Origin of the sequence: Corticimicrobacter populi (genome assembly GCF_003123725.1) — a bacterium.
Lineage (GTDB): Bacteria > Pseudomonadota > Gammaproteobacteria > Burkholderiales > Burkholderiaceae_B > Corticimicrobacter > Corticimicrobacter populi.
The window spans coordinates 201,188-222,557 of the sequence record NZ_QETA01000004.1; the positions used below are offsets into that span (position 1 = coordinate 201,188).

16 protein-coding genes and 1 tRNA gene are annotated in these 21,370 nt (G+C 61.9%); 9 read left to right on the plus strand and 8 right to left on the minus strand.

Annotated features, from left to right (window positions below):
* Nucleotides 1-87: 87 nt before the first annotated feature.
* Entirely contained in the window at nucleotides 88-435 is a 348-nt protein-coding gene (locus DD235_RS10970) for a hypothetical protein (protein WP_109062124.1), read from the minus strand.
* A 273-nt stretch (nucleotides 436-708) separates the two neighbouring features.
* Here DD235_RS10970 and DD235_RS10975 point away from each other — a divergent pair, with 273 nt between their 5' ends.
* From DD235_RS10975 to DD235_RS10985, 3 genes are all read left to right on the plus strand, one after another.
* Nucleotides 709-957, plus strand: a complete 249-nt coding sequence (locus DD235_RS10975; RefSeq protein WP_109062285.1) for a hypothetical protein — start codon at nucleotides 709-711, stop codon at nucleotides 955-957.
* Nucleotides 954-1,214, plus strand: a complete 261-nt coding sequence (infA, locus tag DD235_RS10980) for a translation initiation factor IF-1 (protein WP_109062125.1) — start codon at nucleotides 954-956, stop codon at nucleotides 1,212-1,214. Before DD235_RS10975 ends, infA begins: the two co-directional genes overlap by 4 nt.
* Before the next feature lie 93 nt (nucleotides 1,215-1,307).
* Nucleotides 1,308-1,517 carry a cold-shock protein gene (locus DD235_RS10985; RefSeq protein WP_109062126.1) on the plus strand — a complete coding sequence of 70 codons (210 nt, stop codon included), beginning with the start codon at nucleotides 1,308-1,310 and terminating at the stop codon, nucleotides 1,515-1,517.
* A gap of 91 nt (nucleotides 1,518-1,608) precedes the next feature.
* Here the strand turns inward: DD235_RS10985 and pgaD are convergent, their stop codons facing one another.
* Genes pgaD through pgaA form a run of 4 tightly spaced genes read right to left on the minus strand, consistent with a single transcriptional unit; the run spans nucleotide 1,609 to nucleotide 7,913 of the window.
* Nucleotides 1,609-2,067, minus strand: a complete 459-nt coding sequence (gene pgaD, locus DD235_RS10990) for a poly-beta-1,6-N-acetyl-D-glucosamine biosynthesis protein PgaD (protein WP_109062127.1) — start codon at nucleotides 2,065-2,067, stop codon at nucleotides 1,609-1,611.
* A complete protein-coding gene (pgaC, locus tag DD235_RS10995; protein ID WP_109062286.1) occupies nucleotides 2,064-3,401 on the minus strand; it encodes a poly-beta-1,6-N-acetyl-D-glucosamine synthase in 1,338 nt (445 codons plus the stop codon). The genes pgaD and pgaC overlap by 4 nt, the downstream gene beginning before the upstream one ends.
* Nucleotides 3,398-5,422: a poly-beta-1,6-N-acetyl-D-glucosamine N-deacetylase PgaB gene (pgaB, locus tag DD235_RS11000; protein WP_109062128.1), complete on the minus strand. Its 2,025-nt coding sequence runs from the start codon at nucleotides 5,420-5,422 to the stop codon at nucleotides 3,398-3,400. The genes pgaC and pgaB overlap by 4 nt, the downstream gene beginning before the upstream one ends.
* A 28-nt stretch (nucleotides 5,423-5,450) precedes the next feature.
* On the minus strand, nucleotides 5,451-7,913 hold the full coding sequence (gene pgaA, locus DD235_RS11005) for a poly-beta-1,6 N-acetyl-D-glucosamine export porin PgaA (protein ID WP_109062129.1): 2,463 nt from the start codon (nucleotides 7,911-7,913) through the stop codon (nucleotides 5,451-5,453).
* A gap of 413 nt (nucleotides 7,914-8,326) precedes the next feature.
* On the opposite strand from pgaA, the gene DD235_RS11010 reads away from it, so the two are divergent.
* Genes DD235_RS11010 through DD235_RS11020 form a run of 3 tightly spaced genes read left to right on the plus strand, consistent with a single transcriptional unit; the run spans nucleotide 8,327 to nucleotide 11,455 of the window.
* Entirely contained in the window at nucleotides 8,327-9,511 is a 1,185-nt protein-coding gene (locus DD235_RS11010; RefSeq protein ID WP_146193499.1) for an efflux RND transporter periplasmic adaptor subunit, read from the plus strand.
* Entirely contained in the window at nucleotides 9,511-10,746 is a 1,236-nt protein-coding gene (locus DD235_RS11015) for an ABC transporter permease (RefSeq protein WP_239990117.1), read from the plus strand. The genes DD235_RS11010 and DD235_RS11015 overlap by 1 nt, the downstream gene beginning before the upstream one ends.
* Nucleotides 10,739-11,455 carry an ABC transporter ATP-binding protein gene (locus DD235_RS11020; protein ID WP_109062131.1) on the plus strand — a complete coding sequence of 239 codons (717 nt, stop codon included), beginning with the start codon at nucleotides 10,739-10,741 and terminating at the stop codon, nucleotides 11,453-11,455. Before DD235_RS11015 ends, DD235_RS11020 begins: the two co-directional genes overlap by 8 nt.
* A gap of 52 nt (nucleotides 11,456-11,507) precedes the next feature.
* Here DD235_RS11020 and DD235_RS11025 read toward each other — a convergent pair.
* Nucleotides 11,508-11,581, minus strand: a tRNA-Cys gene (locus DD235_RS11025).
* A 264-nt stretch (nucleotides 11,582-11,845) separates the two neighbouring features.
* On the opposite strand from DD235_RS11025, the gene DD235_RS11030 reads away from it, so the two are divergent.
* The 3 genes from DD235_RS11030 (at nucleotide 11,846) to DD235_RS11040 (ending at nucleotide 17,176) form a co-directional block, all read left to right on the plus strand.
* Nucleotides 11,846-14,161 (plus strand): FdhF/YdeP family oxidoreductase, encoded by a 2,316-nt coding sequence (locus tag DD235_RS11030; RefSeq protein ID WP_109062132.1) that lies wholly within the window; start codon nucleotides 11,846-11,848, stop codon nucleotides 14,159-14,161.
* 178 nt (nucleotides 14,162-14,339) lie between these two features.
* On the plus strand, nucleotides 14,340-15,488 hold the full coding sequence (gene yiaY / locus DD235_RS11035; RefSeq protein WP_109062133.1) for an L-threonine dehydrogenase: 1,149 nt from the start codon (nucleotides 14,340-14,342) through the stop codon (nucleotides 15,486-15,488).
* 140 nt (nucleotides 15,489-15,628) lie between these two features.
* Entirely contained in the window at nucleotides 15,629-17,176 is a 1,548-nt protein-coding gene (locus DD235_RS11040) for a phospholipase D-like domain-containing protein (protein WP_109062288.1), read from the plus strand.
* On the opposite strand, the gene DD235_RS11045 is transcribed toward DD235_RS11040, so the two are convergent.
* Complete coding sequence (locus tag DD235_RS11045; protein ID WP_109062134.1) at nucleotides 17,166-20,210, minus strand: efflux RND transporter permease subunit; 3,045 nt, start codon at nucleotides 20,208-20,210, stop codon at nucleotides 17,166-17,168. The genes DD235_RS11040 and DD235_RS11045 overlap by 11 nt on opposite strands.
* Complete coding sequence (locus DD235_RS11050; protein WP_109062135.1) at nucleotides 20,207-21,316, minus strand: efflux RND transporter periplasmic adaptor subunit; 1,110 nt, start codon at nucleotides 21,314-21,316, stop codon at nucleotides 20,207-20,209. Before DD235_RS11050 ends, DD235_RS11045 begins: the two co-directional genes overlap by 4 nt.
* Nucleotides 21,317-21,370 lie beyond the last annotated feature (54 nt).

Here is a 21,370-nt window from a genome sequence, read left to right on the forward strand (position 1 = left end):
GGATGCAGTCTATGGGGGGGATATGACAGTTTTGTGATCGGGGGGGGGGGCGGTCCGGGCTGGCCGGACGATTGTGTATGTCTGGTGTCAGACGTGCGCGGTTTCGTAGGCCAGGATGATGGTCAGGAGATGCCCCATGAATGCGCGTTGATCACGGATTGCTTCGTCGAAGACCAGCGCCAGGCTTGCGAACAGGTCGCCAAAATCACAGTCCGGTTGTTCAAGATAATCATCGATGATGGCGATGAAATTCTGGCGTTCCCGGTCGGAAAAGGCCAGGTATTCTGCCTGCAGGAACATGTCGCATGCTGTTGACAGATCTTGCCGGTTGTTGGGATTCAGTCCCTTGAGCCGGGGTGTTAGGGCATGGTCGAAGTAGTTGGCATCGAAGACCTTGAGCAGACTAACCAGCGTGTCGATGTGGTGTATTTGCATAGGGGTTGCGATTTTAATGTGATGTGGTACTATTGTAGGATGTTGCACGGGTGTGCACATATGATTCATTAGAAACGCAACGCCCGTAAACGTGTTCTCATTCCTTGCCGGATTGCCGTCATTCGGCTCCAGTCTCCCGGTAGCCCCTCGCCTGCAGCGAATATCCCTGCAAGCCAGCCGCAGATAGAGTTCAGTCGCATGCGCTTGAGCGCAATCGTTTAGTTACCCAGTTTTGTCTGATGCATGGTGATTGATCCGGCATCGAAGGTTTTTATGTATCCATCCATACAGGTCGGCAAGTACCTGGTGTCTCCTCTGGTTCGTCGTGACCATGCCGGGCGTTATGTCGCCTCGGTATCGATTCGCAGCGGTCACGCCAGTATGACCCAGGATCGCCTGATGCGGTTTACGCCGCTTTTCGACTCGGCCGAGGCCGCAGTCCGTTTCGCCAAGACCGAAGCGTTCAGTTATATCCGTACCCGTTCGCAGCCCGCTGCGCGCAAGGGAATGTTGTCGGCATGAGCAAAGAAGAATTGATTGCCATGTCTGGCGTCGTTGACGAAGTTTTGCCCGATTCACGTTTTCGGGTTACGCTCGAAAATGGTCACAAAGTTATTGCCTATACCGGTGGCAAGATGCGCAAGCACCATATTCGCATTTTGGCCGGAGATAATGTTTCTCTGGAAATGTCGCCTTATGACTTGACCAAGGGACGCATCACTTTCAGGCATCTCAATAAAGATCGCGCCGCACCCGAAAAACGGGCGTACAGGCGATAGTCGGCAGCGGACAACGCATGCCATTCGCCCGCAGCGGGCACAAGGAAGTTTCCTCTCCGGGAATTTCTTATTTTTTTACCAAGGAAGTATATTTTGAAAACAGAAATCGGTATTGTGAAATGGTTCAACAACGAAAAGGGCTTTGGTTTCATCATGCCCGAATCCGGTGGCAAGGACCTCTTCGCACATTATTCCGAGATTCAGGGCTCCGGCCACAAGACGCTTGAAGAAAACCAGCGCGTGTCCTTCGTGGCAGCCGTTGGACAGAAAGGCCCTCAAGCCACGAAGATCGAGATTCTTTGATATGACTGAGCTGTCGCCTGCCTGATGAGGCAGGGGACTGGCGTCAAGACGTCATGCAGCCGGTTCCCGAGGTTCGGGAGCCGGCTTTTTTTCAAGAGGAATACACATTTTCGTGGTCGCCAGATCGCGTCATATCTTGGATATCCATATCCACGATCCGTCCCCGGTCATCGTGTACAAATACAACCTTGCGTGCTGCATGCAGTTTTTTGTATTGACGCTCGGTCAGGATGAATTTGCGGCATAGCTCTTCCGGGCGCACAGGTTTGAATGCGCCGCGTCGGGCGGCGCGCTCGAAGCGACGTTGGTTGTAGCGTGCCCAACTGAACAGCAGCAGCGCATTGAGCAATCCCGTCGCCAGATAGCCGCCCAGAGTACCGGCGGCTGACCAGTCGGTCAGGTAGAGGCGTGGCAGCGCGCTATCCAGGCCGGTGGACGATACCTTGATCAACCCATGCAGCAACAGGTACAGCAACACCCACCAGGCTGCCAGCGTCAGAACGAAGTCAATGGCATGTGCCAGTCGATTGCGTTGTGAGGCAATAATCATTTTCGGTCCACGGTATCGATGCCACGATCCGGGCTCACCCAGCGCGCACGCGTGCGTCGGAGCCGGAGCATGACCTTGGGGAAGCTGACCAGCGTGGTCAGGAGCGTGATCATCCAGTAGGCCAGCGGATACCAGATGATCCAGAACAGCGAGCGCCCGAGACGCGGCTCGTAGCGGCGGTCAATCAGCAAGCTGATGCCACACTGGATCAGGCAGGCCATGGCCAGCACCAGCCCGGTGAAGGCTGGTGGTGCCAGGCTTTCAACGCGTACGTGTGGCGGCAGTTCGACGACCATCCCCAGCAGCCAGAGCAGGATCGACAGTGCCAGGGAAAAGGCCCAGAGGACCGACAGGCAATACTCCGCCATCAGCGGCCACATGCGGCGCCAGCGCCAGCGCCAGATGCCGCGCATATTCTTGATGAAAACCTCGGCACCGCCCTGGGCCCAGCGCAGGCGCTGTTTCCAGAGCCCCCGCACTGTTTCAGGCATGAGGATCCAGCACAGGGCGCGGGGTTCATAGAAAATGGCACCGTGATCCAGTTGCAGTTTCCAACTGATGTCGATGTCTTCGGTGACCATGTCGGTACTCCAGTAGCCAACCCGCTGCAGGGCGCGCCGATGGAAGGCCGCGACCACGCCGGAGACGGTGAATACCTGGCCGTAGACACGCTGCGTACGCTTGATCAGGCCGATGATCGACGAGAATTCCCCCACCTGGATGCGGCCGATCAGCGTGGAGCGGGTGCGTACGCGCGGGTTGCCGGTGACTGCTGCGACCCTTGAGTTTTCGAGCATGGGGGCGACCAGATAGGCGGCTGCATCGGGATCCAGCATGGCGTCGCCGTCAATGCAGACCAGATAGTCGCTGCGGGCCGCCAGCGCGCCCATGCGCAACGCCATGGCCTTGCCCTGGTTCTCGGCCAGGTGGATGACCCGAAGCCGCTCATCCTGCTCCAGCAGGGTATCCAGGATGGCACCGGTCTCGTCGCTGGAACCATCGTTGATGGCGATAACCTCGATGTGCGGGTAGCGCTGGGCGAGGGCAGCGGAAAGCGTTTCGATGACATGCCGGCCTTCGTTGTAGCAAGGCACCAAGATCGAAATCAGCGGATTGCCGGGCAGTTCTGGTGGCGGAGCCTGGGGGCCGACAGTCCAGTGGCGTTCACGGACCAGCCAGAAGTACAGGCCACCCGATATCCAGATGCCGGACATGAACAGTGGATAGAGAAAGACGAAGGCCAGCAACAGATCCCCGGTCAGGCTCAGTGCCGCGCCAAAGGGCGCACCCAGCATCAGGACCAGGATCAGCAGGGCAAGGAGGCGATCTATCATGGCAGCGGATACCATTCTCGGGACAGGGCCGGCCGTATCGTGTCCAGATGCGGCTGGTTGGTTGCGAAATCATCGGGGTAATAACCGAAATTGAGTGCGCCGCGCATCTGCAGTCGCTCCATCCAGCGTGCCAGTTGCGCGCTGTCGAGCGCCCGTGAGTCGACCGGCGCACGCCAGTCCACCGCCTGCAACTCGAATACTGTGCGCGCCAGCGCGCCCGGACGCTTCGCCACTTCATCCACCAGCCGATCCAGCCAGGCATCGGTCTGTGCCGGTGGTATCTTTTCCATTAGCGGCATGGCCATGGGCGCGACCCAGTCGTAGGCCGCCAGGAAGTCGTCGAGGTTCTGCGCGAACCAGGTTTCGCTGGCCGGATCGAGGATCGGCAGGGCGAACAGGTTGCGCGCTGTCTGTATGTGGGGCCCGCGTATCTTGCGGACCCGCTCGGTCAGTTCCTGCGTCAGGCCGATCAGGGCCTGGCTCTTGAATCGCGACCAGCGTTGCTGCATATCGGGATCGGCACGCAAGGCATCCAGATCGTCCGGCAGCCCTGCATTGAGGTAGGCTGCCCGTGCCGCCGGACTGGCGTCCTCGACATCGCCGAGCAGCGCATCGTCGTGGAACAGAATGCCGGTAAACGGTGCCTGCCAGGCCAGGTCTTCGTAAATGTCCCCGATACGGCGGCGTACTTCCGCATCGAAGGGTGAGAGCCGTATGTATTGATCCGGATCGATACGTGTCGCGCCGGTTGCGGGATCCCAGGCCTGGACGCGTGGCAGTGTCGGGCCGAAGTCGAAGCCGAGCACCGGCATCCAGGCGAAGACTTTCACGTCGGCCCGGTTGAAGATCTGCCAGGCGGCCCGGTTGAACAGGTCAGCCCGCATCGGCAGCCAGCGGTTCGGAAAATACAGCGATTTGACCAAACCGTCACCGGCAGGATCGGCGAACGCCTGCAGGAAGACGTGGGTGACGCCCATATCCTTGATGCGCTGTACCAGTACACCGAGGTTCTCATTGGTCTGCTCGGGATCAGGGTCGTAGACATAATCCAGGTCCACATGCATGACCCGCATGATTTCCTGCGCTTCCATGGCATGTACCGAATGGGCGAATTCGCGTGTGGAAGGATCGTTCGACACCAGGAAGCGGGGCGAAGACATCAGTGAGCCAAGTTGGGCGGGGCCATCCTGGAGTGTCAGGGTCATGCGATAGCCTTGCTGGCCCAGGATTTCGATGGCAGCGCCGGTAGAGGCACCATAGGGCCAGACCCAGACGCGCGGGGCCCGCCCCGTGGCTGCCGCGATCCGTGCCGATATGTTGCGGGCATCCTGCGTCAGGCGGTCCCGGTATTGCGACCGATCTTCGTAGGTGCCGGTCCGGGCATCGAACGCCAGCGTGGTGGCGGCCGGTTGCTGGTTGCCCTGCGGATTGGCCTGGATGCCGAAATGCAGGTTATTGGTATGGGAAGCGATTTCAACCAGCCCGGAATCTGACATCTCGGCAATCTGTGCCCAGGTCGTGAAGTGCGTTCGCGCGACGGGCAGGCCACCGAAATCCACCGGTTCTCCGGCCGGCGTATCCAGCCAGCGCCCGACTAGTGCGAAGATCGCTGGCCAGCGATAGGCCTTGAGCAAGGGGAATACCCGCGTGTAGAAACTGCTGTAGCCATCGTCGAAGCTCAGCAGGACAGCCTTGTCGGGCAATGTCGGGCCGCCTTGGCGGGCAGCCAGTACCTGGTCGACCGAGACGGCCTGATAGCCGTTTTCGCGCAGCCAGGCCAATTGCGTCAGCAACCGGTCTGTGCGTACGCCCACAAAGCGCTGGTCGGCATCCAGGTCATCGACGTCGTGATAGGCCAGGGACAGGAATTGGTTGGCGGGCCAGGGCTGTTCGGTAGGGGCCAGCGGCCGTTCTGCCGGTGGCGTGAAGACCGGCAGGTCCTTGGCGCATGCGGCCAGCATCAGCAGCAACAGGGTGGTTGCACACCCTGTGCGCCATGCCCGTATTGTTCGTGCATTCATATTGTGGGCTCCGTATGCCGGGACTGGATCAGAATCGGTAGTTCAGGTCGAACTGGATGCGGGTCTCGCGTTCGCGCACGCCGTCGTAGGGGCGGCTGGTGGCCGTGACCATCAGACCGGCCTCGAAAACGTCATGCATACGCAATCGTTGCCCGTAACCGATCAGGCCGGTCGCGGCAGTGCCGTAGTCGCGCTGTACATAGGCACCTGCGCCAGCCTGGAATACCTGTTCCCAGACGGTTTCGTAGCGGCGATACAGGATGTGGCTGATCTGAAGTGCCGGGGCGATGTCCAGGTCTGCCCGTGGGCTGTAGTACGGCGTATCGGATTGGCTGTTGCGCGAGGCTTCAAGTGCCCAGAGGGCATCGAGGCTGACGTGTGGCCGGGTGTAAAGGCGTGTCTGCCCCGTCAGCGTCCAGCGATAGCGCTGGTTGCCGTCGCTGAAGCGGTTGGTGCCGACCTCCATGCGCCACTGCTGGCGCTCGCTGCCAAGCCAGCGCGCGAACAGGGTGAGCCCATTGCTGCGGATGCCATTGCGCAGGGCGCGTAGCGGTGTATCGCGTGCCAGGAGGGCCGCTTCACCGCCCAGTTGCCAGTGGTCGTCCAGGTCGTAGGCCGCAGCCAGACGCAGGCCGGTGCGGTGGCCCTGTCCGTAGCTGTTGCGGGAAATTTCCCCCTCCAGCCACAGGTCACGACTGCGCCGCTCCAGACCGGCCCGCTGCCAGTTGTAGCCGATATTGCCTTCCTCGAATTGGCCATAGGCGCGTCCGAGGCCTGCGAAGGCGCGCCAGTCGTAGTCGATGGGGGGGGTATAGATGACGGCATCGACGCTGTAGTCGCCATTGCCGCTGACAGGACTGTCGTTGGACAGGCCTCGGTGGCCGCTGATACGCAGCTCGGCCTTGCGATAGACATCGAACAGCCGGTTCAGGCGCTTGACCGGCCAGGATTCGGGATCGCGCCGAAGCGTCTCGGCTGCCAGCATGTCGGTCTGGCGCCATTCACGCAGTTCGAGCGCGGTCAGACCCTGGCCCGTCATCAGTGGAATGTCGCGTGGGGCCAGTGCTTCGGCAATCTTCAGGCGGCGTTCGGCATGGCGCGGCCACATGCGGGCGCGATGGCTTTCGGCCAGGGCGATGTGCAGGTGCTGGTTGCCGGGGGCCCGCCGCAGCAGCGCCTCGAGTTTTTCAACGGCCCGGTCGGTGGCATTGGCATAGAGGTCGGCCATGTCGGTCGCGAGTTGTGTGTCGAGGCGTCGCGCATTGGGCTGGGGTTCGGGCTGGCCGGCGATACTGAGCCGCGCGTCGCGCCGATTGGCTTCGGCCACGACCGCGTATGCCCGTTCAAAATCTTCGGTTTCCACCAGCGCATAGAAGAGGCCCAGTTCAGCCAGCATGCGCTCCTCGTCGTCCTGTGTCAGGCGCGTCAGCGCCTGCTCGAAACACGGAATGGCGTGTTCGGGCTGGCGCAGTTCCAGGTAGGCCGAACCGGCCAGGCGCAGCACATAGGGCGAGTCGATGGCGGCATCGGCGGCCAGCGCTTCGTACTCCTGTGCCACGGCACGCCATTGCTGCCTGCTGGCCAGGGCATCCAGTCTGTCCAGACGTGCCCGGCGCATGGCATCCTGCGTTTCCGGCAACTGCCGTGCCCAGTCGGCAAGCAGTGTGTCGTAGCGCTGCAGAGCCCGGTCTGCAATGTCGAAGCGTTCCGCTTCAGAGCGTGCCGGCAGGCTGGACAGGCGTACCGATCCGGCCACGGCGTCCAGTTCGAGATCCCGGTGCGCCGTAGCATCCAGGAGACCGGGGTGGCTAGCGGCCAGTGCCAGGGCCGGGGCTGCCAGCCCGATGGTTTGCATGGCATTGATCAGTGCGGTGATGATCTGCCGATCATCTGGCCAGCGTGCATGAGCGAGATCCAGCGTATGCCAGGCATCGTAGTCCTGGCCTGCCTGGGATTGAACATAGGCCAGGACAAGATGGGGGAGCGGTGCATCGGGAGACTGGGCCAGCCAGGTCCGGGCCAGTGGCATGGCCTGTGCTAATTTGCCGGCGTCGGCCTGGGTCAGTATGTGCCCGGCGCGCAGTTGCGGATCCTGCGGTGCTGCCTGCATGGCGCGGGCATACAGGATTTCCGCCTGTGACCAGTTATGCCTGAAGCGCAAGGCCCGTGCTGCTGCACCCAACATGTCAGGCGTCCAGTGCTGGTCCTGGGCATAGCGTTGATAGAGATCGATGACTTCGTCATCAAGGCCGGCCCAACTGGCAATCAGGACATGGTCCCGAAGTCGGTTCGCCTGTCCGTCACTGCGATGTGCGCCATGATCCAGTGTGCGCAGGTAGCCAAGCGCAGCGTCGTGCTCGCCGGTGCGAGCCTGATGGATGAGTTGTTCGTAGTGTTGCTGTGTGACGGGAGCTGCCGGGATGGACATCGGCAATGCCGATGCGATGGTCGCAGCAAAAAGTGCGGCCCAGTGCGGGGATGGAAGATTCATGCACGATCGAACTTTCACCCGATGGCAGGACGGAGCTGCATGCTTCTGGCATGCATTCTTTAAGCATGATCCTGCGCCTCATCTTTCGGAAGAATGATGTCGGATGCTTTTTAGAATATGGTATCGAATGTGTTGAAAATGCTTCTTTTGCCTTTTAATTGATACTGAATTTGGCTAATTTTTAGAGGCTAGGTTTCAGATATGACAAGCAAGAAGCTGTATCTGGCAAGGCGAAGACGATCAGAGCGTCATCAATAGTTGCATTTCATCTGTTCTCCGCCTTGGGCGAGTGGGTGGAGGCCAGAATTGCACAGGAATTGGTGTCGCCATGGTCGCGTGGTGTGAGTCTGTTGTGGTTCAATCACGGCACCATGGGAATCGGGTGGTACGAAAAAAACAGATAGGGGGCTGTCTTGGCTTTACATGTATCGTTGCGGCGACGCTGGACATGGCTGCTGATGCTGATGGTCGCGTTGGCGTTGCTGCTGTGGCGTCCGTGGCAGGGTAGCCCGGTGCCAGTCTATCGTCTCGACAACCGTCCTCTGGTGCAGGATGTCGTGGCCAGTGGCCGCATTGTTGCGCGTGAGCGCACACGGCTGGGGAGCGAGGCGGCTGGCGTGGTCGTGGAGCGTTTCGTGCGCGAAGGCGACACTGTGACGGCAGGGCAATTGCTGGTTCGCTTGCGCAATGACGAGGCGCTGGCACGCCTGGCCGAGGCCGAGGCAGTCCTGGATCAGCTTCAGGATGTGCGCCGCCAGCAGGTGGCAGCCGAGCTGCGCGAGGCGGAGGTCGCTCTGGTACAGGCCGAGCGCGAGGCACGCCGGCGGCATGATCTGGCTGCCCGTAACGCCATGCCAAGGGAAACCGCAGAGCAGGCACAGCAGGTGCTGGATACCGCCCGGTTACGGCGTGATCGCGCCCGGCTGGCGCAGCGTGACCTGGCGGGTGATGGCCCCGAGGAGCGCACGCTGCGCGAGCGGGCGGCCGTTGCTGCTGCCGTGCTGGCTCGGACCGAGGTACGTTCGCCGTTCGATGGCGTGGTTGCCGCGCGCCTGGTCGAGGTGGGCGATGCTGTCCAGGCAGGGCAACAACTGTTTGATATCGTGCGCCTTCCGGCCGTCAACGAGGCGGTGATTCCGGTCGATGAAAAATTTCTCGACCGGTTGGCGGTTGGGCAGAGCGCGGTGGTGATTGCCGATGCTTTCCTGGACCGGCCATTCCAGGCCGTGGTGGATCGTATTTCCCCACAGGTCGATCCGCAACGCGGTACGGTGGATGTGCATCTGTTGCCTCAGTCCGTGCCGGATTATCTGCGTGAGGATATGACGGTGTCCGCAACGATTCGGACCGCCAGCAAGGACGATGCGCTGGTCGTGCCCAATGACGCGCTGGCGTCGCGGCGTGGTGATCGCGCCACGGTGCAGGTGTTGCGCGGTGATCGGGCCGTGGTGGTGCCGGTACGCCTGGGATTGCGGGGGCTCTTTGCCAGCGAGGTACTGGAAGGCCTGGTCGCAGGAGATCTGGTGCTGGCGAATGCGGCACCGGTGGGCGACAGGCGTCTGTCGCCGCAGGAACAAGCCTTTCCGGATGACCTGTGATGAAAGGCCGACTGATGGGCTGGTGCGATAACACCTGGTTCGCCAGTCGGGTGGCGCTGCGGTTTCTGGGCCAGAGCCGGGTGCAGACGTCGATCATTCTGGTCGGCATTGTCGTGGGTGTGTCGATTATCGTGTTCCTGCGCGTGCTGATTGGCGGCCTGCAGGCCAACGCCATCGATCGCATGCTGGGTACCCAGTCGCATATTGCGATCGAGGCGGCAGATCGTGTCAACATGCCGGCTGCCGGGCCAGAGGGGCGTTGGCGCCTGATGCTGGAAGACAGGCGCGCGCAGGGCCTGCATTCGATAGACGATTGGCAGCGCCTGGTGCCGGCGCTGGAATCCCTGGAGGGCATCCGTGCCGTCTCGCCGATGGTGTCGGGCGCAGCCATCGGCAGACGCGGCGGCGCGCGCGAAGCGGTGACCGTGCTGGGGGTGGATGCCGACCGCTACCAGCGCATCGTGCCGGTTGGCAACAACCTGCGCGAGGGGGCGTTCACCCTGTCGCCCGGCAATGTGGCGATCGGCAGCCGTCTGGCCGAGACGCTGGGGCTGCAGGCGGGTGGCAAGCTGCGCATTGAGGCGGATGAGGGGGCCAGCGCCGTGATGACAGTCGCCGGCATTTTCGAGATGGGCGTGCGCGAACTGGATTCGCGCTACGTCTACATGGATATGAAGCAGGCCCAGTCCTTGCTGGATCTGCCGGGGGGCGTGACGCGTATTGATGCTACCGTGGACGATATTTTCGCGGCCCGCACCATCGCCGATCGGATTGCCCGATTGCTTGGGCTGAAGGCAGAAAGCTGGATGCAGACCAATGCCCAGTTGCTCAATGCCTTGCGTTCGCAATCCATGGCGACGACTTTGATCAGCGTATTCGTGGCCCTGGCGGTGGCGATTGGCATCGCTGCCGTATTGGCCGTGAGCGTCACCCAGCGGACGCGTGAAATCGGCATTCTGCGGGCCATGGGGACGACGCGGTGGCAGATGCTGGCTGTGTTTCTGCTGCAAGGGGCAATACTTGGCCTGGCGGGTTCGCTGGCGGGTAGCCTGGCGGGATGGGGTATGGTGGCTGCGTTTCATGCCTTCGGTCCGGGCCTGTTCGAGACGCCGTTTCCACCCCAGACGATTCCCATGGCCATTGCGATTGCCACCTTGAGCGGTGTGCTGGCCGCTGCCATTCCTGCATGGCGCGCGGCGCGCATGGACCCGGCGGAGGCGATACGCTATGTCTGATGATAGATCCAGGCAGTCCGCTCCGGTGCTGGCCGTGCGTGAGGTGCGAAAGTCCTACCATGTCGGTCTGCCGACAGAATCCGAGGTGTTGCATGGCGTCAGCTTCGAATTGGCTGCGGACGATTTCTGCGCGCTGGTCGGACCTTCCGGATCAGGCAAGACGTCCTTGCTGAATCTGGTGGCGCAACTGGATACGCCTACACAGGGTGAAATCGAGCTGCTGGGCCATCCCACCCGTGGCATGCAGGATCAGGCGCGTACCTTGCTGCGCCGCCGTGCCCTGGGTTTCGTGTTCCAGTTCCACCACCTGATACCGGCGTTCACGGCCCTGGAAAACGTCCTGATGCCGTGCATGATCGATCATGGCAAACCTCGCATGGCCGATCGCGAGCGCGCATTGGCGTTGCTGCAAGACGTTGGGCTGGGGGATTTTGCGCACAAGCTACCGACGGAGCTCTCCGGTGGCCAGCAGCAGCGCGTGGCCATTGCCCGCGCACTGGTCACGCATCCCCCCTTGCTGGTGGCGGATGAACCCACGGGCAATCTCGATACCCAGACCGCCGAGAGCATCTTTGCCCTGTTCCGGCGCTTTCATGAGCAATTGGGATGCGCGGTATTGATCGTGACCCACGACCAGCGGCTGTCGTCGCAGGCTGACCGACTGATTACGCTGGTGGATGGGCGGATTGCAGGGGATTGCGTGCGTTGACACCAAAACGAAAAAAGGACCTACGCCATAAACGTAAGTCCTTGATTTCATTTGGAGGCGCAAGCCGGAATCGAACCGACGTACACGGATTTGCAATCCGCTGCATAACCACTCTGCCATTGCGCCATCAGCAAAGGCGAAATTCTACACGAAGCTGGATTTTTTTGCAGGGAAGCCGACAGGAAGCATTCAGGCTGCCTCAACAGCGCAAGTCCTTGTTAACAGTAGTTGCATTTTCTAAATACAAAACCTGTGTTACTTCTGCTTCTTCATAGGCTCAGTCAATAGGGCCAACTGTTTCTCATGTTCCATCCGGGTATCCCGGGCATCTGCGCTGCCCGGAGACAAAATGCCCCGGTGCTGCTCCCCCACTGCATACATGGAGATGTCATGAAGCCTTACATTCCCTATACCCATCCTGCCGGCGGCTGGGATGCCCTCAAGGCCATGGAAGCCTTGCTGCTCAAGCAGGATATCCCGGTCAACGGGCTATCCATCCTGTCGAAGATGAACCAGCATGGCGGTTTCGACTGTCCCGGCTGTGGCTGGGCCGATCCGCTTGATACCTCGCGTTTCGAATACTGTGAGAACGGGGGCAAGGCGATTGCCTGGGAGGCGACGCCCAAGCGCTGTACGCCCGAATTCTTTGCCCAGCATACCGTGACGGAGCTGGAAAAATGGGATGACTACGAGTTGGAAATGGTCGGACGGCTGACGCATCCCATGCGCTATGACGCCGCCAGCGACAAGTACCTGCCGGTGAGCTGGGAGGATGCCTATGCCCTGGTCGGCCAGCACCTGAATGCACTGGACGATCCGAACCAGGTCGATTTCTATACGTCAGGGCGTGCCTCCAACGAGGCGGCCTATCTGTTTCAGCTGTTTGCGCGCGAGTACGGTACCAACAACTTCCCGGACTGTTCCAACATGTGCCATGAGCCGACCAGTGTCGGCCTGCCCAGATCCATTGGCGTAGGCAAGGGCACGGTCGTACTCGACGATTTCGACCAATCAGACTGTATTTTCATTTTCGGGCAGAATCCGGGCACCAACAGCCCGCGCATGATGACCTATCTGCGCAATGCCGCCAAGCGCGGGGCGGTGATCATGTCGTTCAATCCGTTTCGCGAGCGTGCGCTGGAGCGTTTCCAGGCTCCGCAGGATGTGGCGCAGATGGCCACCTTTGGCTCGACCGAGATTTCTTCGCGCATTTTCCAGGTGCGGGTCGGTGGTGATGTGGCGGCCATCAAGGGCATCATGAAGCTGCTGGTCGAGGCCGACGAACAGGCTCGGGCCAACAACGATGTCGAAATTCTCGACTGGGAATTCATCCGTGCGCACACTGTCGGCATCGAGGCGCTGATTGCCGACCTGAAGGCGACTGAGTGGGCAGATATCGAGCGCAAGTCCGGGCTGACGCGCGAGGATCTGTCTGTGGCGGCCGGGGCCTATGCCAAGGCCGAACGCGCTATCCTGGCCTACGGTATGGGCATCACGCAGCATCGTCATGGCACCCACAATGTGCAGCAGATCGCCAATCTGGCATTGTTGCGCGGCAACGTGGGCAAGGCCGGTGCCGGTATCTGCCCGGTGCGGGGGCACTCCAACGTGCAGGGTGATCGCACGGTGGGCATTACCGAGATTCCCTCCAAGGTATTCCTGGATCGCTTGCAGGCGCGCTATGGCTTCGAGCCGCCGCGCAAGCCGGGTCGCAATGTGCTGACGGCACTGGAGGCGATGGTCGGCGGAGCCAGCAAAGTGTTCATCGGTCTGGGTGGCAACTTTGCCGTGGCCGTGCCGGACTGGGCCAGGACACAGACCGCCATGCGTGCGTTGAACCTGACCGTGCAGATATCCACCAAGCTCAATCGCAGCCATTTGATACACGGGCGCGATGCCCTGATTCTGCCCTGTCTGGGGCGTACTGAACTGGATGTGCAGGCAACCGGCCCGCAATCGATGAGCGTCGAAGACACCATGTCGATGGTGCATGCCAGCACCGGCAGCAATCCTCCGGCATCCGAGCATCTGCGCAGCGAAGTGGCCATCATCGGGGGCATGGCACGGGCCACGCTGGGTGCAGACTCGAAAGTGGACTGGGAAAGCCGGGTCGGTAACTACGCCCTGATCCGCGACGATATCGAGGCCGTGTTTCCCGATATTTTCCCCGGCTACAACAAGCGTCTCGAGATTCCGGGCGGTTTTCACCTGACCTCGCTGGCCCGGGAGCGGGTCTGGGGGACGCCGTCGGGCAAGGCCAACTTCCTGGTCCACGCCGGGCTGTGCGAGGACGAAGAGGCCGATCAGGACGGCGTGCTGTGGCTGTCCAGCATGCGCAGCCATGACCAGTACAACACCACGCTGTATTCCTATTCGGATCGCTATCGCGGCATCCACAATGCTCGCGACGTGCTCTTTATCAATGCGGCGGAATTGCGCAGGCTGGGATTGGCCGATGGGGATCGTGTCGATATCATTTCGCAGGCCAATGACGGTGTCGAGCGGATCCTGACCGGTTTTCAGGCCATTGAGTACGACTTCCCGGATCGCAGTTGTGCCGCCTATTTCCCGGAGGCCAATCCGCTGGTACCGCTGTATGCCTATGACCCGGACTGCTTCACGCCGGCTTCCAAGGGTATTCCGGTGAGGGTAGTCCGGGCTGGACAGGTGAAGGCAGCCCTGGAGGAAGAGGTTCAGACTGCGTGATGCCGGATGCAGTCTGTGAGCACCCGGCTGTCTGCCGGGCACGAACAGGCGGCAGCGTCTGGACCTGCTGTCATGGCGATATCTCTGTCTGGTGTCACCGGATTTGATCCTGCACAAGTTGGTTTTCTTGCTGGAGGATTACTCTGAAGGAGCACTACTACACACGGAGAACCGTTTCATGAGCAGCACTTTTTTCATTCCCGCAGTGAACATGATGGGCGCCGGCAGCCTGGAGGAGGCCGCCGTCGCCATTCGCAACCATGGCTTCAAAAAAGCCCTGATCGTGACCGATGCCGGCCTGGCCAGCGTTGGCGTGCCGGCCCAGGTGGCCGAACTGCTGTTGCAACAGGGTGTAGAGGCCGTCGTTTTCGACGGTGCTCAACCCAACCCTACGGTCAAGAACGTGGAGGATGGCTTGGCACTGCTGCATGCCAATGCCTGTGATTGCGTGGTGTCGCTGGGTGGTGGTTCACCTCACGACTGTGCCAAGGGTATTGCCCTGTGCGCCTCCAACGGGGGCCACATCAGCGAGTACGAAGGCCTGGACAAGTCAGCCAAGCCGCAACTGCCTCTGATCGCCATCAACACGACCGCCGGTACCGCCAGCGAGATGACCCGTTTCTGCATCATCACCGACGAAACGCGTCACGTCAAAATGGCCATCGTTGACCGCAATGTCACGCCCATCCTGTCCGTCAACGACCCGGCTCTGATGGTCGGCATGCCCAAGGGGCTGACGGCAGCAACCGGTATGGATGCCCTGACCCATGCGGTCGAAGCCTATGTGTCGACGGCCGCCACGCCGATTACCGACGCCTGTGCCATCAAGGCTATCGAACTGATCGCCGCCAACCTGCGCACTGCCGTGCATCAGGGCAAGGACATGGCGGCGCGCGAGAGCATGGCCTATGCCCAGTTCCTGGCCGGCATGGCCTTCAACAACGCATCGCTGGGCTACGTGCATGCCATGGCACACCAGCTGGGCGGCTTCTACAACCTGCCGCACGGGGTTTGCAATGCCGTGCTGCTGCCGCACGTCGAGGCCTTCAATGCCAGCGCCTGCGAAAGCCGGCTGCGTGACGTTGCGGGTGCGCTGGGTGTCAACATCCTTGATCTGGATGCCAAGGCGGGCGCACAGGCTGCCATTGATGCGATCCGCACACTGTCGGTTGATGTCGGCATCCCGGCAGGTCTGGCCGAGCTGGGTGCCAAGGAAGAGGATATCCCGACTCTGGCCACCAATGCGCTCAAGGATGTCTGCGGTCTGACTAACCCGCGCCAGGCATCGCAGGCCGAGATCGAAGGTATTTTCCGCGCTGCCTTCTGATCCTTCCGATCGAAGAAACCGGGTCCGGCATTTGCCGGCCATGGTGAAAAATGCCGGCCTTTGGGTCGGCATTTTTCATGTGGCTGCATGCTACATTCTCTGGATGCCGCATGGTCATGTAGAGAGTGCCAAACATGGAGATGAGTACGCTGATCCCGGACGCAGTTCCTCGCAACCCGGATCTTCCTGTGAGCGCTGGCGCAAACCCCGGCCCTATTCTTGAGCCGGGACGCAACTGCTGGCTTATCGAGGCGTGTGACCGGGCCAGCGTGCTCGTGGATGCGGCCGAGTATTACCACCTGGCGGGCGAGGCCATGCAGTCAGCCAGGCAGCGTATCCTGATCATCGGCTGGGAGTTCGATACGCGCATCCGGCTGGAACCTGGGCGGGCAGGGGGCGGGCAGACACTGGGGGAATTCATTCTGGCGCTGGCCAGGGCGATGCCGGCCCGACGCATCAGCATACTCAAATGGGGTTTCGGAGCCTTGAAGCAGTTGCTGCGACCGTCCGCGTTGTGGATGTTGTGGCGCTGGCATTGCACCCGGGCCATTGCCTTCCGGTTCGACCGGGCACACCCACCGGGTTGCAGCCATCACCAAAAAATCCTCGTGGTCGATGATTGCCTGGCGGTATGCGGTGGGATCGACATGTCGACGGCACGCTGGGATACGTCCGAACATCTGGATGACGATCCACGCCGGATCGGTCCGGAAGGTCGGCCCTATCCGCCCTGGCATGATGTCACCATGATGCTGGCCGGCCCTGTGGCAGCGGCGCTGGGCGAACTGGGAGCCGAGCGCTGGCAGCGGGCCACGTCTGAGCCGCTTGATCCCTTGCCTGACTGCAGTGAGGTGCTGTGGCCGGACGACCTGCCGGTCCAGTTCGAGAACGTGCGGGTCGGCATTGCCCGCACGCGCTCGGTTTATGATGGTTGCGCCGAGATCCGGGAAATCGAGGCGCTGTATCTCGATATGGTGGCCGCCGCGCAGGATGTCATCTATATCGAAAACCAGTATTTCACCTCTGCCAGAGTGGCGGTGGCCATTGCTGCTCGCCTGAAGGAACCCCATCCGCCCGAGGTTGTCATGGTGATGCCGCGCAAAGCCGATGGCTGGCTTGAGCAGGTGGCCATGGATGCGGCCAGGATCCGCTTGGCCCGCAAGATCGCCGAGGCCGACCCGGGCAACCGTTTTCGTATCTATGTGCCGGTCACGGCCGGACGGCAGGATATCTACGTGCATGCCAAGGTCATGATTGTCGATCATCGCCTGCTGCGCATCGGCTCGTCCAATCTCAACAACCGCTCTCTGGGACTGGACAGCGAGTGCGATGTAGTGATCGATGCCGCCCTGCCGGGAAATCAGCATGTGGCACCAACGATTGCTCAGTTGCGTACCCGCCTGCTGTCGGAGCATCTGAGCGTGGAACCGGCTGTTTTCGAGGCCGAGTTTGCTCGCAGCGGTTCTCTCACAGCGACGATCGAGGCGCTGCGCTGTGATGGCAGGAGCCTGGATCTGCTGGACCTGACGCGCCCGGGTCCCCTGGACAAGTTTGTGGCGGATAACGAACTGCTCGATCCCGAGAGCGCCGATGGTTTCTTCGAGCCGATGGGCCGGCGCGGCCTGCGCCGTCGCTGGCGGGAAGGATTGCAGCGCCTGAGGCGACTGCGTCCGTCCATCATGTCTTGACCCGGAACCAGGCCGCGTACAGTGCCGGCACGAAAATCAGTGTCAGGACCGTGCCGACCGCCAGGCCCCCCATGATGGAAACCGCCATCGGCCCCCACAGGTCGGAAACGGTCAGCGGGATCATGGCCAAAATAGCGGCCAGCGCAGTCAGCACGACCGGTCGCGTACGCCGTACTGTGGCATGCACGATGGCGTCGCGCGGCGCATCGCCCTGGGCAATGTCGCGGTCGATCTGTTCGACCAGGATGACCGAGTTGCGCATGACCATGCCGGCCAGGGCGATCACGCCCAGTGTGGCCACGAAGCCGAATGGCCGTTGTGTGACCAGCAGTGCCAGTGTGACACCCACCATGCCCAGCGGGGCCGTCAGGATCACCATGAACATGCGGCTGAAACTCTGCAGCTGGAGCATCAGGAAGACTGCCCACAGCAGCAGCATGAGCGGGATCACGACGGCAATTGCGGCATTGGCCTTGGCGCTTTCCTCGACGACACCCCCTTCCTCGATGTCGTAGCCGACCGGCAGGCGGGCCTTGATGTCGTGAAGCGTGGCACGGATCTCGGCGGAAACGTCCGGTGCCTGGGCACCAGCGACATCGGCGCGCACACTCAGGCTGGGCAGGCGGTTACGGGTCCACAGTCCGCCTTCCTCGAGCACAGGTTCGATCTCGGCCACCTGGCTCAGCGGAATGGCGCGTCCGTTGGCGGCATGCACGGTCAGGCTGCCCAGCCGTTCGGCGTCCAGCCTGGCGTCGGGACGCGCCCGGGCGATGATATCAATCAGTTCGTTGCCGTCGCGTACCTGGGTAACAGTCTGGCCGCTGAGCAGGGTCTGCAGTGTCAGTGCCACGTCCTGGCTGTTGACGCCCAGGGCGCGGGCTCGATCCTGGTCGATGCGAAAGCGGATGGCCTTGGTGCGTTCATGCCACTGCAGGTTGACGTCGCGCACGTTGGGATGCTCGCGCATCCGGTCGCGGACTTCGGCCGCGATGGCGCGCACGGTATCGGGATCGGCACCATTGACGCGGAACTGCACCGGATAGCCGACCGGCGGGCCGAGCTCGAGCCGATAGACCCGTGTGCGAATGTGCGGGAATTCTGTCGTCAGATAGTCATGCAGATCGGCTGCCAGAGTTTTGCCCTGCTGAAGGTCGTGAGGATAGACGATCACCTGGGCATAGTTGAGCTTGGGCAACTCGGGGTCGAGCGCCAGGTAGAAGCGCGGGGAACCGCTGCCGACGTAGGCCGTGACGGCACGTACGCGCTCATCACGGGACAGCCATTGTTCGAGTTTCTCGGTTTCGGCCAGAGTGGCGGCGTAGCTGGCCCCTTCCTCCAGGTGCAGATCGACCAGGATTTCTTCGCGTGGTGAGTCGGGGAAAAACTGCTGCGGTACCAGACGGAAGGCCGCCAGCGACAGGACAAAGGCCAGCAGCGCCGAGATCAGCACGGCCTTGCGATGCCGCACGCTCCACTCGATACGGCCGGTGAGCCAGTCCATCAGGCGACGCTTGCGCCGGCTCCAGGGGGTATCGCGCTCGTGGTGGCCTGTCATGTCCGGCAGCAGCAGCGTGCCCAGGTAGGGCGTGAAGAGGACGGCCACGACCCAGGATACCAGTAGCGAAATGGTGACCACCCAGAAAATCGACTGGGTGAATTCGCTGGTGGATGAGCGCGCAAAGCCGACGGGCACGAAGCCGGCGGCGGTGATCAGGGTGCCGGTCAGCATTGGAAAGGCGGTGGAGGTCCAGGCGAACGAGGCGGCCTTGAAGCGGCTCCAGCCTTCTTCCATCTTCACCTGCATCATTTCCACCGCAATGATGGCGTCGTCCACCAGCAGGCCCAGCGCGATGATGAGCGCGCCCAGCGACACACGATGCAGGTTGATGCCCAGCCGCCACATGATGAAGAAAGTGATGCCGAGCACCAGCGGCACCGACAGCGCCACCACGATGCCGGTGCGCCAGCCCAGTGCCAGCAGGCTGACCGCCAGCACGATGCCCAGCGCCAGCAGGAAATGCATCAGGAATTCGTTGATCGAGTGATCTACCAGCGTGGGCTGATCCACGACTTTTTCGATAGTGATGCCGGCGGGCAGTGCCGCCTGGACTTCGTTCATGACGGCATCGAGATTGCGTCCCAGGGTCAGGATGTCGCCGCCTTCGGTCATGGAGACGGCCAGTGCGGTGACGGGTTCGCCATTGCGCCGCATCGACATCTGGGGCGGGTCGACGTAGCCGCGCGTGACCTCGGCGATATCACCCAGACGGAACGTGCGCTCGCCGGCCTTGACGGGGACGTTTTCGATGTCTTGGAGGCTGCGCACGGCACCGTCCACACGCATCGGGATGCGGCTGCGCGGCCCTTCGATGACGCCGGCAGGCAGGACGACGTTCTGCTGTTGCAGGCTGGCCAGCAACTGCGAGGGTGAAATGCCGAGACGGGCCAGCCGGTCGGGGCTGAATTCGACATGGTAGGCCTGATCCTGCACACCCAGCATCAAGACCTTGGAGACATCCGGGACGCGCAGCAGGCGTTCGCGTGCCGACAGCAATACCTGCTTCATCTGGGCCTGGTCGAACCCATCGGCGTGGAATACATAGATGGATCCGAAGGTATCGCCGAAATCGTCATTGAAATACGGTCCCAGTACGCCTTCGGGCAGCGTATGGCGCATGTCGCCCACGCGCTTGCGTGCCTGGTACCAGCTTTCCTGGATCTGGTCCTTCTTGGCCCAGCTCTGCAACGTCAGGAACATCGTGGCGCGGCCGGGGCGCACATAGCTGCGCACATTGTCGTAGAGCGGGACTTCCTGTAGGGTGCGCTGGAGCTTTTCAACGACCTGCTGTTCCATTTCGCGGGTGGTGGCACCGGGCCAGGCGACGTCCAGCGTCATGACCATAATGGTCATTTCCGGGTCTTCCGAGCGGCCCAGGTCGATATAGGCCAGTACGCCCAGGATGACGGACAGGATCATGCCGAAGAGAACCAGCGGGGCATGCCGCAGCCCCCAGGCGGACAGATTGAATTTCATGGCAGGCGATGGTCCCAGGGCTGGACAGGCATGCCCGCATCGAGCCGGTGTACGCCCGCCGTCACGACCCGTTCACCGGATTGCAGGCCTGCCGTGACCATAATGTGATCAGTTCCCATCGAGCCCAGGGTGACGGGGCGCAGCTCCAGGTGATTGGTCCCGTCGGGCAGGACCCAGACGGCAGGGCCTTCGCCCTGCTGGTAAAGCGCGGCGAGCGGCAGGCGGAATATTTGCGCGGGAGCTGTACTTGTGTGATTCAGCTGCACGCTGGCCGTCATGCCCAGCCTGGCGCTATCCGGCATGGCATCAAGGGCGACGCGGACTCGATAGGTACGCGAGGCCGGGTCGGCTACGGGCGAGATTTCACGCACGCGGCCCTGCAACACGGTGTCCGGTGCGCTCAACAAGCGTGCCTGTACTGTCGAGCCAGGCTGGATTTGGGCTATGTCGTTTTCCGGTACATCGACTTCCAGTTCGCGCTGGCCGTCATAGGCCATCGAGATGATCGGTGTGCCGGCGGCTACGACCTGACCGACTTCGGCATGGACCTGGGTGATGATACCGGGCTGCGGCGCGCTCAGGTCGGCATAAGCCAGATTGTTGCGTGCCTGTGCCAGCCTGCTGCGCGCGGCGTCATGCTGGGCCTGGGCATTGTTCAGACCGGTTTCCAGGGCATCGAAATCGGCACGAGCCAGCGCTCCCTTTTCCACCAGTGTGCGGTTGCGGGCCACATCGCGCCGGCTACGTTCGAGCACACCCTGGGTCTGCGCTACCTGGGCCGCCGCCTCGTCGCGTGCCAGGCGCAGGGGTTCCGGGTCGAGCTGGGCCAGTCGCGTGCCCTGGCCGACTTGGGCACCGACATCGACGGGCCGGGCCAGTAGCCGGCCGGGCACGCGAAACGACAGGGTGCTGTCGACACGGGCCACGACGGTGCCGGGAAGGTTAAACCCGGCCTGCTGGGTCGTATCGGGCTGCACGACTTGGAGCCTGACCCGTGTGGCGGTTGTCGATGGCGCGGCATCCTGCCCGCATGCGGTCAGCAATAGCGGCCACAGGGATAGGCAGAGCAGGGCGCGGAAGCGCTGGAACGGGCGTGCAGCAGGCATGGCGGAGCCTCGAAATCAGTCGATCCATTGTAATGTGCAGCAGAATACGGCGTT

Coding starts and splice junctions, on each gene's coding strand:
- DD235_RS11040 (WP_109062288.1), top strand. CDS start 15,629: ATGAGTACGCTGATCCCGGACGCAGTTCCTCGCAACCCGGATCTTCCT.
- yiaY (WP_109062133.1), top strand. CDS start 14,340: ATGAGCAGCACTTTTTTCATTCCCGCAGTGAACATGATGGGCGCCGGC.
- pgaB (WP_109062128.1), bottom strand. CDS start 5,422: ATGAATGCACGAACAATACGGGCATGGCGCACAGGGTGTGCAACCACC.
- DD235_RS11045 (WP_109062134.1), bottom strand. CDS start 20,210: ATGAAATTCAATCTGTCCGCCTGGGGGCTGCGGCATGCCCCGCTGGTT.
- DD235_RS10975 (WP_109062285.1), top strand. CDS start 709: ATGTATCCATCCATACAGGTCGGCAAGTACCTGGTGTCTCCTCTGGTT.
- DD235_RS11015 (WP_239990117.1), top strand. CDS start 9,511: ATGAAAGGCCGACTGATGGGCTGGTGCGATAACACCTGGTTCGCCAGT.
- DD235_RS11050 (WP_109062135.1), bottom strand. CDS start 21,316: ATGCCTGCTGCACGCCCGTTCCAGCGCTTCCGCGCCCTGCTCTGCCTA.
- pgaA (WP_109062129.1), bottom strand. CDS start 7,913: ATGAATCTTCCATCCCCGCACTGGGCCGCACTTTTTGCTGCGACCATC.
- DD235_RS11020 (WP_109062131.1), top strand. CDS start 10,739: ATGTCTGATGATAGATCCAGGCAGTCCGCTCCGGTGCTGGCCGTGCGT.
- pgaC (WP_109062286.1), bottom strand. CDS start 3,401: ATGATAGATCGCCTCCTTGCCCTGCTGATCCTGGTCCTGATGCTGGGT.
- infA (WP_109062125.1), top strand. CDS start 954: ATGAGCAAAGAAGAATTGATTGCCATGTCTGGCGTCGTTGACGAAGTT.
- pgaD (WP_109062127.1), bottom strand. CDS start 2,067: ATGATTATTGCCTCACAACGCAATCGACTGGCACATGCCATTGACTTC.
- DD235_RS11030 (WP_109062132.1), top strand. CDS start 11,846: ATGAAGCCTTACATTCCCTATACCCATCCTGCCGGCGGCTGGGATGCC.
- DD235_RS10970 (WP_109062124.1), bottom strand. CDS start 435: ATGCAAATACACCACATCGACACGCTGGTTAGTCTGCTCAAGGTCTTC.